The organism is Sulfidibacter corallicola (assembly GCF_017498545.1).
Taxonomy (GTDB): Bacteria; Acidobacteriota; Holophagae; order Acanthopleuribacterales; family Acanthopleuribacteraceae; genus Sulfidibacter; species Sulfidibacter corallicola.
In genome coordinates, this window is record NZ_CP071793.1 from 7,180,194 (window position 1) to 7,193,278 (window position 13,085).

10 protein-coding genes are annotated in these 13,085 nt (G+C 60.8%); 3 read left to right on the forward strand and 7 right to left on the reverse strand.

Annotated elements, in window-relative coordinates; translation table 11 throughout:
* Positions 1–7: 7 nt before the first annotated feature.
* The gene (locus tag J3U87_RS22285) at positions 8–913 is read right to left on the reverse strand and encodes a LysR family transcriptional regulator (protein WP_237377978.1); all 906 of its coding nucleotides are present in this window, start codon (positions 911–913) and stop codon (positions 8–10) included.
* Positions 914–1,082: 169 nt separating this feature from the next.
* Between J3U87_RS22285 and J3U87_RS22290 the strand changes: the two genes are divergently transcribed.
* The gene (locus J3U87_RS22290; RefSeq protein WP_237377979.1) at positions 1,083–1,436 is read left to right on the forward strand and encodes a VOC family protein; all 354 of its coding nucleotides are present in this window, start codon (positions 1,083–1,085) and stop codon (positions 1,434–1,436) included.
* A gap of 1,260 nt (positions 1,437–2,696) precedes the next feature.
* On the forward strand, positions 2,697–3,035 hold the full coding sequence (locus tag J3U87_RS22295; RefSeq protein ID WP_237377980.1) for a PilZ domain-containing protein: 339 nt from the start codon (positions 2,697–2,699) through the stop codon (positions 3,033–3,035).
* A 183-nt stretch (positions 3,036–3,218) separates the two neighbouring features.
* Here the strand turns inward: J3U87_RS22295 and J3U87_RS22300 are convergent, their stop codons facing one another.
* From J3U87_RS22300 to J3U87_RS22315, 4 genes are all read right to left on the reverse strand, one after another.
* Positions 3,219–4,442, reverse strand: coding sequence for an ABC transporter permease (locus tag J3U87_RS22300; protein ID WP_237377981.1), 1,224 nt, complete (start codon positions 4,440–4,442; stop codon positions 3,219–3,221).
* A gap of 11 nt (positions 4,443–4,453) precedes the next feature.
* Positions 4,454–5,788, reverse strand: a complete 1,335-nt coding sequence (locus J3U87_RS22305) for an ABC transporter permease (protein WP_237377982.1) — start codon at positions 5,786–5,788, stop codon at positions 4,454–4,456.
* A 13-nt stretch (positions 5,789–5,801) separates the two neighbouring features.
* A complete protein-coding gene (locus tag J3U87_RS22310) occupies positions 5,802–6,569 on the reverse strand; it encodes an ABC transporter ATP-binding protein (protein ID WP_237377983.1) in 768 nt (255 codons plus the stop codon).
* A 72-nt stretch (positions 6,570–6,641) separates the two neighbouring features.
* The gene (locus J3U87_RS22315; RefSeq protein ID WP_237377984.1) at positions 6,642–7,916 is read right to left on the reverse strand and encodes an efflux RND transporter periplasmic adaptor subunit; all 1,275 of its coding nucleotides are present in this window, start codon (positions 7,914–7,916) and stop codon (positions 6,642–6,644) included.
* Between the two features lie 1,305 nt (positions 7,917–9,221).
* Here J3U87_RS22315 and J3U87_RS22320 point away from each other — a divergent pair.
* Positions 9,222–9,986 carry a glutathione S-transferase family protein gene (locus J3U87_RS22320; RefSeq protein ID WP_237377985.1) on the forward strand — a complete coding sequence of 255 codons (765 nt, stop codon included), beginning with the start codon at positions 9,222–9,224 and terminating at the stop codon, positions 9,984–9,986.
* 55 nt (positions 9,987–10,041) lie between these two features.
* Here the strand turns inward: J3U87_RS22320 and J3U87_RS22325 are convergent, their stop codons facing one another.
* On the reverse strand, positions 10,042–11,259 hold the full coding sequence (locus J3U87_RS22325) for an NADP-dependent isocitrate dehydrogenase (protein WP_237377986.1): 1,218 nt from the start codon (positions 11,257–11,259) through the stop codon (positions 10,042–10,044).
* A 716-nt stretch (positions 11,260–11,975) separates the two neighbouring features.
* On the reverse strand, positions 11,976–12,974 hold the full coding sequence (locus tag J3U87_RS22330) for a GAF domain-containing protein (RefSeq protein ID WP_237377987.1): 999 nt from the start codon (positions 12,972–12,974) through the stop codon (positions 11,976–11,978).
* Positions 12,975–13,085 lie beyond the last annotated feature (111 nt).

Consider the following 13,085-nt stretch of genomic DNA (forward strand, 5'->3'; position numbering starts at 1 on the left):
CGATGCCCTAGGGCGTTTTGATCGCCGTGGGGGAAAGGTGTTCGGCGCACATGTCGAGGAAGAGACGTGCCAGCCTGGAAAGCCCTTTCGTACCGGTGTGCACCGCCAACAGGTCGATTTCCGGAAGGAGCCATTCGGGCATCAGGTGCATGAGCTTGCGCTGCCGCAATCCTTCCTGGCAAAGGATGGAGGGCAGTTCGCCAATGCCGAGTCCCCACGCGACCGCGGTTTGGACGGCGGCGTAGTCGTTGACGGCGAGATCCGGCTGAAGGGTCATGCGCTCCCGTGTCTCGCCGCGGGAAAACGACCAATCCACCTGGGATCGGCCCTGGAAACCGAACCCCACGATGCGGTGTTTGGCGAGATCGCCGGGGATTCGCGGACAGCCGCGCTCCGCCACGTACATCGGCGATGCGACCAACAGGTGCCGATAGGTCGCCAGCTTGCGCACGACCAGCTTGGGCGCGGCCACCGGTGTGACTCGAAACGAAACATCGACCTGATGTTCCACGAAATCGAGGACCCGCTCCGTCACGAAGATCGCCACCCGCGCTTTGGGGTATCGCTGTTGGAACAGGCCGATGATCGGCAGAAGAAGGCGCTCGGCCAGGTTTGGCGGCACCGTGATGCGCAGCAACCCGCTCGCTTCCGACTGGCGTTCCGCCACCATTCGATTGGCCGTCTTGAAGGCCTCGACGCCGCGGCGACAATGCTCGAAATAGGCGGTGCCGACCTCCGTGACGCGCACCTTGCGCTTGCCGCGTTCGAGGAGCCGGACCTGAAGTGCGTCCTCCAGCTCCGATATTTTGCGGCTGACGGTGGAAAGGGGCATGCCAAGCCGTTTGCCTGCAGCGGTAAAGCTACCGGCTTGAACGATTTCCACGAAAACCGCCATGGCGTCGATCTTATCCATCTGTCTTCCAAATATGGAATGATTGGTTTCAATATTATCAATTGTACCATTGGTGGGATGACGATAGGATGCAGAAAGCATCGAATCCGAGGGCCGTGGCTGCCGCTCCACCAGGCAGCGGTGCCGCGGTTCTCGACCCAATCCATTTCCAGGAGGCATGTGCCGAACCATGACCCACAAGAACCACTCCATCAATTACATCGAGTTTCCCCTGGTCGACAACGCGGCGACCAAGGCTTTTTACAGCGGCGTCTTTGGCTGGACCTTCCAGGATTGGGGGCCCACCTACATCAGTTTCACGGGTGCGGAAGTCGAGGGCGGCTTCAATGGCCAGGATGCCGTGGTGGCGGGTGCCTCCGGCGTGCTGGTCGTGCTCTATGCCGACGATTTGGAGGCGACCGAACAAAAAGTCCGCGACGCGGGCGGCGAGATCGCCAAGGGCATCTACGCCTTCCCTGGCGGAAGACGGTTCCATTTCGTGGATCCCAACGGGAACGAGTTGGCGGTGTGGTCGGAGAAGTGATCTCGATCCGGATGGCCTGAGATTTTTTAACCGCTGGGTGCCCAGGTTGGAAACCAATCGAAACGATTCGCTCGGAAGTTCCCGTAATTGTGCGAGGGGCGTCGCCGCTGTAGGTGTCGGGCCCGCCCGGGGCGCCGGGCCGACGCTTCGAAGTGATAAATCTCAAAGTCCCCGCATCTCGAGAGAGGCGTAAGGCCTGGAGGTTGGCCCGCTGGGCCGACGCGTCGAAGTAACCCAAGCAGCAGCAACCAATTGCACCAAAGAGCGAAGCCGATCATTACCCTCGCGGTGCACCAACGAAGGCCCACCGTCCAAGGTCCCCGCATCGTGAGAGGGGCGTAAGGTCTGTAGGTGGAGCAGCTTGCTCCACCAATCGAAGCCACGTAACCGCATATTTTCGAACTCTTAAAGAGCGAAGCGTCTCCAGTAGGCAGCCACGCGTTCATTGAAGCCCCAATCTGCGAAAAGCCCGCATATTGAGAGGGGCGTCGAGCCTGTAGGTTGGCCCGCTGGGCCGACGCGTCGAAGTAACCCAAGCAGCAGCAACCAATTGCACCAAAGAGCGAAGCCGATCATTACCCTCACGGCGCACCAACGAAGGCCCACCGTCCAAGGTTCCCGCATCGTGAGAGGGGCGTAAGGTCTGTAGGTGGAGCAGCTTGCTCCACCAATCGAAGCCACGTAACCGCATATTTTCGAACTCTTAAAGAGCGAAGCGTCTCCAGTAGGCAGCCACGCGTTCATTGAAGCCCCAATTTGCGAAAAGCCCGCATCATGAGAGGGGCGTAAGGTCTGTAGGTGGCGCAGCTTGCTCCACCAATCGAAGCTACCTAACACAGATCGAAATCGATCATCGAGAGATCCAGAGGCCCGACTTATCCGCTTCGCTCCTTTACCACTTGATCTTGCGAAGCCTGAGTCGCTTCGAAGTGTCGGGCCAGCGGCCTTACCGGCCCTGCCCAACCTACTGCCGCGCCGACCCCCACAGCATGCGGGAACTTCTCGGCTGAATCGCTTCGATGGAATCGGGTATCGATGGACATCAGGCGATCTCCCCGTCGATACCCGTTTCGAGGAATTCGAGGCGAACCAGCGGTTGTTTATGGTACCAATCGAAGAAACGGAGTACATTTCACATACCGCTCTCACATTTTCCGCCTCTCAACTTTCCAACTTCCAATTCTTTGTTGCGCTTTCGGTGGGATATCCGATAAGTGCAATAAAGGTTCGCTTTCAAACGGTGTTCACAGGGAGGTCGCCATGCAAGAGCATCGGGGTTTCAAAAGAGTTGCCGTGGAGCACCTGGTCTCCTTCAAGATCATGGAAGATGACCACAGGACCGCTGTCAAACAGGGCATGGCCCTGGAGCTGGACTTCAGCCGGACCGGGCTTCATCTGGAACTGCCCGAGGAGGTCCATGTCGGAGATTGGCTCGAACTCAGCATCGGCATGGAAAACAAGGTCGTGGATGTCACCGGAGAGGTGGTCTGGGTGAAACGGGTTCCCGATATGTGGGAAGTGGGTTTCAAGCTGGACTCGTGCCCCCCGGATTACAAGGAGATCGTGCGATCCTGGCTCGAGAGCCTGGGAGAAGCCTAGCCCCGGTTGAACCACATCGACGCGATCGCCACGTCGGCCGCCGGACGTGAGATCGCCGAAGGATGACATGGGTTGTCCATGTCGCGATATCCGATGAGCTCCGTCGAACGACGGCCGCGAGAAACCGACCCGGACGAGGGAAGCACGACGGGGTCGTCTTCGATCCTGTCCGGTTCGGTGAGTTCACACGTTTCGCGATGCGATGGCCGGCTCGATGCGGGAGCCTCGCCAGGCCGGCCACAGGGTCGCCGCCAGGCCGATCGACCAGAGGAACACCAGGCTGATCAGGACCAGGATCGGTGTCAACGGCTGGCCGGAGGTCTGAACGATCAGGATGCGGTTCAACCCGATCGCCAGCGCCAGACCCAAGGTCATGCCCAGCACCGTGACCAGGCTGTTCTCCACGAAGAAGAACCGCAGAATCGCCACCCGGGTGGCACCCAAGGCGCGCCGGACGCCGATCTGATGGGTGCGTCGCGCCACCGAAAACCACGTCATGCCCAGCAGGCCGATGGCGGTCACGAGCACCAACAGGACGACCACCGAACTCAACACGATGATCACGAAGCGGTTGAAGAAATAGGCGGTCTCTTTCATGCTCTCGACCGAGCGGATTCTCAGGACCCGGTCCGGGTATTTGGCCAACAAGAGGTCGTTCAACGCCGCGATGGTGGTGTCGCGGTGGCCCGGCTCGGTGCGGACCAGGTAGGAGCTGAAGCCGGCCGAGGTACGGAGCCCGGGAAAGAAGATGATGCGCGTTTCCATGGGCCCGCCGTTGTCGTAGGGCGTGTACATGTAGTCCACGATGCCCACGATGGTACAGGCGAGGCCCTCGATTTGGATATCGACCTGCTTGCCCAGCCCGTTCCCGTCGGGGTACAGCGCATCGGCCAAGTCTCTGGTGACCAGGACGTTGAGCTGCTCCGGAAGATCGCTGGTGCGCAATACGTCGGCTTCGGTGAAGTCGCGTCCCTCCGCAATCGAGAGTCCGAAGGTCTCGACCATGTGACTGCCGCCGATGTAGCGCGGTGCCCGTACCAATGCCGTGTCCGGTGCGCCCAGGGGCTTGGCCTGGAGCGAACTGCCGCCGCCCTGGAGCGGGAAGGGCGACACCAGCACCGCGTCCCGGATTTCCGGGCGGGCGCGAAGCAGCGCCATGTCGTCCGCGACCACCTGTTGTCGGTAGCTCGATTCTTCGAAGGCGGTGCCGAAGGGGTTGATGGAAATCGCGATCAGGTTCTCCTCGTCCAGGCCCGATTCCTTGCCGACCCGTTCGATTTCCCGCTTGACCATGGTCACGCAATTCAGGCCGATCGCCAGGGTGATCGCGATTTCGAAGACCAGCAACCCGAAGCCGATCTTGTTGCGGAGCATGCCCCGAAAAATGGGTCCCAATTCCAGATTCATCACAACCTCCTTCACTGCAATTTCAACTGCACGGCCGGCGCGATTTGGCACGCCCGCCACGCGGGATAGACGCCCGCCACCAGGCTGGCGATCAGCGAGAGGCCCAGGGCCAACCAGAACATCGAGGGTTCCACGCTGAAGACTTGATCGTGGAAGATGGAGGAAGGCACCGCGGCGTTGATGAATCGCAGCAAGGCGCCCGAGGCGACCAGGCCGGCCAGGCCGCCGGCGATGCCCAGCAGCCAGCATTCCAGCAGGTGTTGGGCGAAGATGGAGCGTTTGGAGGCGCCCAACGCCCGATGCACGCCGACCAACCCGGAGCGGCTGAGGAACTTGCCCAGCAAGAGACCGGTGATGTTGAGGGCGCAAATCAACAGGAACATGACGGAGATCCAGGCCATGGCACGGGTCTGCTCGGCCGAGTCGTTACGCTGGGCCAGCCAGTTCAACAGGGGCGTGACCCGGTTGTTGTTTTCGCGCGGGAAACGGCCCAACTCGCGCTGGCCGGCGGCGTAGGCGTCCAAGTAATCGTGATAGGCCCGGCGTTTGCCCGAGTCGAGTTCGACCCAGAACTGGATCCAACACATCTCGGTGGCGGCCAGGAATTTGGCGGTGTCGTCGCGCGGGACCCTGGGACCCCAATTGTCCGTGTTGCCGGAGATGGACAGGCCCGTGTCGTCTTCCTTGATGAAGTCGAAGGGAACCAGGATTTCACAGGTATCGCCGAATACGTCGTTGATGGTGTCGTAGTACTTGGGCGTCGGATTGAAATGATCCAGCACGCCGATCACCGAGAAATTGCGTTTGCCGATGCGAAGCTGTCGACCCACGCTATCCTCTCCGCCAAACAGCTTTTCGTTGGCCTCCTGGCTGAGCACGCACACCGGATCACGATTGCGATCGGCCGCTTGGTTCCATCCCTGGCCGTAGCGGAACGGTGCCTGGGTCAAGGGGAAGAACCCGGCATGGACCAATTGGACGGCCGCGCGGTAGGGACGCACCAGGTCGTTTTCGGGGAACACGAAACTGAGGCCGGTACCCACGCCGGTTTGATGGCGGGGGATGTCGCTCTCCATGATGCCGACCATGTCGCGATAGGTGATCTGCTTGGGCGGCTCTCCGGGCGCCACGTCGAAGAACTGGCTGTCGGGATCCCAACTGTCCATGCGCACGTTGAACAGCTTATCGCTTTTGGCGGGGAAGGGATCGCGCGTCAAGATGTTCTCGACACTGATGATCGTGGTCGACACCGTGACGCCGATGCCGATGGCGAACACGGTCACCAGACTGATCAGCGGCGTGGCGCGCAGGCTCTTGACGGCCATGTGTACATAGAATCCCAGCATGGTCTGACTCCTTTCAGGCCGAACGGGAGGTGCGTTCGCCGTTGTCGGACGGGGCGTCGGCGGCGGGCGCATCCGGTGTCGGTTCCGGTTTCAGGAGGGGCCGGACGTTGCCGCCGCTCACGTCCACCATGCGGCCGTCCAGGACGTGGATCTGGCGCCGCGCACGCCGGGCCAGCTCGTGGTCGTGGGTGACCATGATGATGGTCGTCCCCTGGTTGTTGATTTTCTCGAGCAGGTCCATGATGGCGCGGGCCATGGCGGTGTCCAAATTACCCGTGGGTTCGTCGGCCAAAATCAGCCGTGGCGAACCGGCGATGGCGCGGGCGATGGCGACGCGTTGTTGCTGCCCGCCGGAGAGTTGGGACGGATGGTGTCGCGCCCGACCCGCCAGGCCGACGGTTTCCAGGGCCGATTCGATGCGTCGTTTGCGGTCGGCGCGGTTGAAGCCGCGATAGCGCAGGGGAACGTCGACGTTGTCGAACACACTGAGATCGGGAATGAGGTTGAAGGACTGAAAAATGAACCCGATCTTCTGGTTGCGAATGGCGGCGCTCTCGGCGTCGGAGAGGCCGGTCACATCGCGTTCGTCCAAGTAGTAGCAACCCTCGTCGAAGCCATCCAGCAGGCCGGCGATGTTGAGAAAGGTCGACTTGCCCGCTCCCGACGGACCCATGACCGCGAGGAAATCGCCCTCTTCCACGTACAGGCTGAAATCCGATAGTGCATAGGTCTCGATGTAATCCGTGCGGTAGATTTTCTTGACGTGTTCCATTCGCAGCATGAGGTCCATCCCTTTTCTTTTCGATACTGATGTAGGCCGAGCGGAGCGGCTCGGTCCACCTGGGTTATGGGTTTATGGGCGCAGCAGCACCGTTTCCGCCCGTCGAAAGTCGGTGAGGTCGGAAATCACGATTTCTTCGCCCGCCCGCAGGCCTCGGAGAATTTCCACTTCCGTCAAACTGGCCACCCCGACCTGAATCTCGCGGCGTTCCAACAGGCCGTCGTTGATCACGTAGGCCACTCGTCCGGCGCCGCTCTCCAGGAAGGGCCCGCGCCGGACGTACAACACGTCATCGCGGGTTTCGAAGCGAATGCGTGCCGATACCCGCTGGTTCTGGCGCAGCCGTTGGGGCGGGGGACCGCGGAACAGGACGGTGCCGGTGACCAGCGAGTCGACCACTTCGGGCGAGATCTGGGCGACCTCGCCGGGATAGATTTGGTCGTCGAGGCGGATGTCGGCCGGTTGGCCCGGCTCGATGTCGTCGGCATAGGTCTCGGGTATGCTGACTTCCACTTCGAAGGCCGAAAGGTCGATCACCGTGAGCAGCGGCATGTTGGCGGCGACGACGTCGCTGGGATCGACTTCCAGGCTGCCGATTCGGCCGTCCGCCGGCGAGCGAATCGAGAGTTCTTCCAGGCGTCGCTGTGCCTCGGCCAGGACCAGCTTTTGGCGAGACAGTTGGAGTTCCATGTTGCGCAACTCCAGATCGAGCGTCTCGCGGTCCAGCTCGCGTTCGGCCACGGCGTGTTCGTATTCCATGTCCGTAATGAGCACGCTGTCTTTGGCGGTCTCGTATTCGATGGCGTTGATGAGACCTTGGGAAAAGGTTTGTTCGGCACGGGCGAAGGCGCGCTCGGCGGCTTCGTGACGCAGTTTCGCCAGATCGATCGCCTGGCTGCGACGCAACAGCTCCGCTTTGGCGGCCACCTTGCGGCGAGCCAGATCGGCTTCCATGGCCTGGACGGTCGATGCTTCCTGACGCGCCAGGTTGCGGACTTCCGGGCTGTCGACCACGGCCAGCACCTGGCCGGACGCGACCGCTTCGCCGGCTTTGACGCGCAGCGTGACGACACCGCTCGCCGTGCTGTAGAGCGTCGGGTAGGACGAGGCCACCACGCGTCCCTCGGCGCTGACCTCGCGGGTCAGGTCGCCGCGTTGGACGGTGCCGGTCATGAGGCGGGCGCGGTCCACCGAGGTATCGGCATGGATCCAACCCTGCCAACGGGGATGCCAAACGAGGGAACCGACGATCAGAACCGAAACGATCGCGGCAATCGACCATAAAAATCGACCCCGTCGCGGAGGACGGGAAATGGCTCGGTCCTGAGACGATGTGTCCTGGATCATTCACACCTCCACCGGTCTGTAAGGGCAAGCAAGGTGCCAAGTGGTAAAGATAATATTTGCAGTTGTTTGAGTAAATGTGTCCGCAGTGTCCGGCCGGACAGGTGTCCGAATCGAAGCGGACATCTGTCCGGTGGTGGACGTACGCGGAAGTGACGGAGTTGGCAAGGCCCGCATCGAGAGGGAAGTGTCAGGGTTGAGGTACCGGGCCCCGCGCAGGGCACTGGACCGACTCTTCGAAGCGTGTTCCTGAGCATTGCCCGCATCCAAAGAGGGTCGTAAGGCCTGTTGGTTGGCCCGCTGGGCCGACGCATCGAAGCAACATGTTTAACGGAAGTGGGTTACACAAAAGAGCGAAGCCGATCATTCCCCAGTTGACCCCAATTCGAAGTCGAAAAGTCCAGAGTGCCCGCATCGTAAGAGGGTCGTAGGGCCTGTAGGTGGAGCAGCTTGCTCCACCAATCGAAGCAACTTAATTAGCAAGAGTGAGTTAGGTAAAAGAGCGAAGCCGAAAATGGCCCTCAGTGAGCGCCAACGAGGTCGCAGGGTCCAAAGTGCCCGCATCGTGAGAGGGTCGTAGGGCCTGTATGTGGAGCAGCTTGCTCCACCAATCGAAGCAACTTGATTAGCAAGAGGGAGTTAGGTAAAAGAGCGAAGCCGAAGATGGCCCTCACGGCGCGCCAACGAGGTCGCGGGGCCCAAAGTGCCCGCATCGTGAGAGGGTCGTAGGGTCTGTAGGTGGAGCAGCTTGCTCCACCAATCGAAGGAACTTAAGTAGCAAGAGGGAGTTAGGTAAAAGAGCGAAGCCGAAGATGGCCCTCACGGCGTGCCAACGAGGTCGCGGGGCTCAAAGTGCCCGCATCGTGAAAAAGTAGTTAGGCTTGTAGGTGGAGCACGGCCGGTATGGCGGTCTGCTCAATCATCCGGTGCGATCCAGATGCACATTGGGGAAGCGATCCAGAGCGCTTGAATCTCGGCTTTCGCGTGCTCGGGGGAGTAGGCCGCTTCGCTCTTTGGCTCGACGGCCTGGCGAAGCGGTCGTCGCTTCGATTGGTGGAGCAGGCTGCTCCACCTACAAGCGCGACGCCTCTCTCTGCCTGCGGGAACTGCAAGCTCGGATCGCTTCGAAATGTTCTGCGGTTGGGCCCGCCACCTCGCCGAATCTGCCGAGCTTCATATCCAAGAGCGCATCGCTTGCCGTTAACTCCTGGGTTATCTGTAGTTTCACGTGGTGAGCGCTTGACCACTTCGGGCTTCTCTGCTCTGATGAGGAGCGGCTCGAAATTTGGCGCAGCGCGAGGGTTGCCGATGACGGTGGTGTTGTATCAGTTCATGGTGTCTCACTATTGCGAGCGAAGTCGGTGGACGCTCGATTTCAAACAGGTGCCCTACCATCTGGTGAACTGGATTCCCGGTCCGCACATCAAGCAGGCACGCGGATTGGGCTTCAATCGCTCGCAGGTCCCGATCCTGGATTACCAGGGGCAGCGCATGCAGGGCTCCGATGTCGTGGCACGGTTTCTCGAAGAGCGCCATCCGGAACGGCCCCTGTGGCTGGATTCGGAAGCGGGACGGGCCGAAATCAACACCTGGCAGAAGCGGATTGACGAGGAGATCGGCGTGCCGCTCCGTGCCTTGATCTACGGTGACCTGATGAAGCATCGCAATACCGTGATCGACTTGTGGTGCCAGGAAAAGGGTCTCGGCAGCCGCATGCTGTGCCATTTGCTGTATGGCACCCTGAAAAAGAAACTGGTCTATTATTGCCGGCTCGCGCCGGAATTCCGCGCCGACCACGTCGAAAAGCTCGCGCGCGGTTTGGACGAGCTGGACGAGGCCTACGGCGAGCGCGCCTTCCTCGTGGGCGACCGCTTCACATTCGCGGATCTCTCCGCGGCGGCCCTGGCCGCGCCCTTGATCATGCCGTCCGAGCATCAGGTCAATTGGCCCGCCAAATTGCCGCAGTCGTTCGAAGAGCTTCGTGCCTCCCATGCCCAACGGCCCACCTTTCAGCGCGTCCTGGAACTCTATCGCGAGTTCCGCCTGCCCACCATGGCCGGCAAGAACGCATAAAAATGGCCCGGCTGTGCACCGGGCCATGTTTGCGAACGGGGATCGACGATTCGGATCAGGCGTTCATCTTGGCCTGCAACCCTTCGTCCAACTTGGCGAGGAAATCCTCGGTGTTCATGAAGGTGGTGTCGCCACCGACCAACAGGGCCAGATCCTTGGTCATGTGGCCGGCTTCCACCGTTTCCACGCACACGGCTTCCAACGCTTCGGCGAAACGCTTCAGCTCGTCGTTGCCGTCCAGGCGTGCGCGGTGCAGCAGACCGCGGGTCCAGGCGAAAATGGAGGCGATCGGGTTGGTGGAGGTCTTCTTGCCCTGCTGATGCTGGCGGTAGTGACGGGTCACGGTGCCGTGCGCCGCCTCGGCCTCGCAGATTTCGCCGTCGGGCGTGAGCAGGGTGGAGGTCATCATGCCCAGTGAGCCGAAGCCCTGAGCGACCGTGTCGGACTGAACGTCACCGTCGTAGTTTTTGCAGGCCCAGACGAAACCGCCCTCCCATTTCATGGCGCAGGCGACCATGTCGTCGATGAGGCGGTGCTCGTAGGTCAGGCCGGCGGCTTCGAACTTGTCCTGGAATTCGGTGTCGAAGATTTCCTGGAACAGGTCCTTGAACCGGCCGTCGTAGGCCTTGAGGATCGTGTTCTTGGTGGACATGTAGAGCGGGTAATTGCGGTTGAGTGCGTAGTTCATGCAGGAACGGGCGAAGCCGCGGATGGATTCGTCCAGGTTGTACATGCCCATGGCCACGCCGCTGCCCGGGAAGTCGAAGACGTTGAACTCCATCGGCTCACCGCCATCGGCGGGCTTGAAGGTCAGGGTCAGGGTTCCGGGTCCGGGTACCTTGAAATCGGTGGCCTTGTATTGATCGCCGAAGGCGTGACGGCCGATGACGATCGGCTTCTGCCAACCGCCGACGTAGCGCGGAATGTTGGAACACAGGATGGGCTCCCGAAACACCGTTCCCCCGATGATGTTTCGAATGGTGCCGTTGGGGCTGCGCCACATCTTCTTGAGTCCGAACTCTTCGACGCGAGCTTCGTCGGGCGTGATGGTGGCGCATTTGACGCCGCACTTGTACTTGATGATGGCGTTGGCCGCATCCACGGTGACCTGATCGTCGGTGGCGTCGCGGTGCTCGATGCCGAGGTCGTAATACTTCAGGTCGATGTCCAGGTAGGGCAGAATCAGCCGTTCCTTGATGAATTTCCAAATGATGCGCGTCATTTCATCGCCGTCGAGTTCAACGACGGGATTGGCTACTTTGATTTTTTGCATAGCTACCTTTCTTTGTTCGTCTTGTTTCGTCAATCACATATTTCCATGGAAACCCGAGAGGGACGTGGGCGGATGACCCGATCGGCGCGTCACCACCGGGTGGCGGGCTCGCGGCTCCGGGCCGGGCCCTCGGCACGCGGGTCGCCCTTCACGTCACGCCGGCGATGCGGCAAACCATGGTCGCCGAATCGCCAACCTCTGGGGAAACAGGCTCCGTTCACTGCCAGGCCGGCCAGCGTGTTCCGAATCGAAAGCGGGCGCCGCCCGCATGAAGGCGGAATCGGGAGCAGGGACCCCGAGTCGACACAAAGCACTCGCCTGTTTCGAATTCCCGCAGGGGAACCACAGTCTGAAACCCAAATTGAGCGATTCTTGGCGGAGCACTTTGACAACCTGCCGGGCTGCAAAGCATCGTGAAAATCCTCGATCCGGTGGCGGCCGGATGGCCGGACCCCCGAACGTTCCGGGTACGCCCCGGAAGGCCGGACCTGCGTTTTCACAACACTTTTCGCCTCAGCATCTTGCACGACTGCATCCACTCGAATCGTTCGGGTCGGAGCGCTTTTTTGCGAACCGGCCGGATCGCGTGCATCGACCGCCGAGGTCGAGGCGCGGATTCACGGCCCGAGACGTTGTGACGAATCAAGTATCATTACGCGATTCGACGGGAAAAGCAAGAGCACCCGATGCGCTGGGAAGCCCTGGCCGCCAACTCCTCACTCGCCCCGTACGTCGTTGTTGATGGCGCGGCTCTGATACTCGTAGAGCAGGTTCTTCATCAGGGTCAAATGCTTCTGCAGGTTGACGATATCTTCCTGCAGGATTTCCTGGTCGCGTTCCAGGGAGGTGAGGATCTTGGCCACGAATTCGGACCACTGGCGGCTTTTATCCTCCTGCTCGAAGAAGACCGCCAAGTTGCTGCTGTGGCCATTGAGCATCTCGAGGGCCTTGCCCAGTTGAGCCACCCGGTTTTCCTTCAGCATGTCGACCACTTCTTCGCAAGTCAGCACCGCGCCGTTGAGGTGATTGCCCAGGTCGTGGAGAACCTTGCGCGCCTCGCGACCACGTTCCACCAGGACCTTGAGATCTTCCACCGTGGGACAGGACTCGTTGCTGGGATCGATTTCCTCGATGGGGTCGCCGCCGATCGACCCTTCCGCCAACTGCGTCTCCAGCTTGTCGATCCGCTTGCGGTACAACTGAAACTTGTGGGCGTTGACGACGGTGACGCTCAGCAACGGGGCCAAATGCTCCAAAAAGGCGCGATGCTGGGTCTCGAATCCCTTTTCGGCGGCGTCCTTGATCAGATGGATGACCGCGATCACGGCGTGTTCCGCGTTGTGCGCCAGGACCGGCACCGTCAGCACCGCGGTGGGGTGGGTCTGGTAGGCGTGCAGGTCGGAAAAGCGGGGATCTTCCTTGGCGTTTTCCAGCATCAGCGTTTGTTTGGTGTCCAGCATGGCCCGCACCACGTGACGGACCGGTGGAGGCGCCGCTGCGAGCGGCAGGGCTCGCTTCTGAACTTCTTCACCGCCCGCCTCCAATTCGGCTTCGACGAAATAACCGCTCTTGCGACGCATGAGAAACCAGCAATGGTCGGCACCCGTGAGCAGCCTCGCTTCCTGTAGGACCGTGACGGCAAGTTTGTGGGGCTCAAGTTGGCTGGAGATTTTGAGGCCGGCTTCCTTCAGTCGCTCCGGCAGGGCAAACGGCATGAGAGCTACTCCGAGCTGTTCCTGATACCTATCCTAACGGACCAAAGTGAAAAGACTATAGTTTTTCATCTACATGTCGTGAACGGGGATGGCGTGAACACGAGGCGAAAC

Bases quoted from the DNA above. Each gene is read 5' to 3' on its own strand.
- J3U87_RS22285 (WP_237377978.1), bottom strand. From the start codon at position 913: ATGGATAAGATCGACGCCATGGCGGTTTTCGTGGAAATCGTTCAAGCC.
- J3U87_RS22290 (WP_237377979.1), top strand. From the start codon at position 1,083: ATGACCCACAAGAACCACTCCATCAATTACATCGAGTTTCCCCTGGTC.
- J3U87_RS22295 (WP_237377980.1), top strand. From the start codon at position 2,697: ATGCAAGAGCATCGGGGTTTCAAAAGAGTTGCCGTGGAGCACCTGGTC.
- J3U87_RS22300 (WP_237377981.1), bottom strand. From the start codon at position 4,442: ATGAATCTGGAATTGGGACCCATTTTTCGGGGCATGCTCCGCAACAAG.
- J3U87_RS22305 (WP_237377982.1), bottom strand. From the start codon at position 5,788: ATGCTGGGATTCTATGTACACATGGCCGTCAAGAGCCTGCGCGCCACG.
- J3U87_RS22310 (WP_237377983.1), bottom strand. From the start codon at position 6,569: ATGCTGCGAATGGAACACGTCAAGAAAATCTACCGCACGGATTACATC.
- J3U87_RS22315 (WP_237377984.1), bottom strand. From the start codon at position 7,916: ATGATCCAGGACACATCGTCTCAGGACCGAGCCATTTCCCGTCCTCCG.
- J3U87_RS22320 (WP_237377985.1), top strand. From the start codon at position 9,222: ATGACGGTGGTGTTGTATCAGTTCATGGTGTCTCACTATTGCGAGCGA.
- J3U87_RS22325 (WP_237377986.1), bottom strand. From the start codon at position 11,259: ATGCAAAAAATCAAAGTAGCCAATCCCGTCGTTGAACTCGACGGCGAT.
- J3U87_RS22330 (WP_237377987.1), bottom strand. From the start codon at position 12,974: ATGCCGTTTGCCCTGCCGGAGCGACTGAAGGAAGCCGGCCTCAAAATC.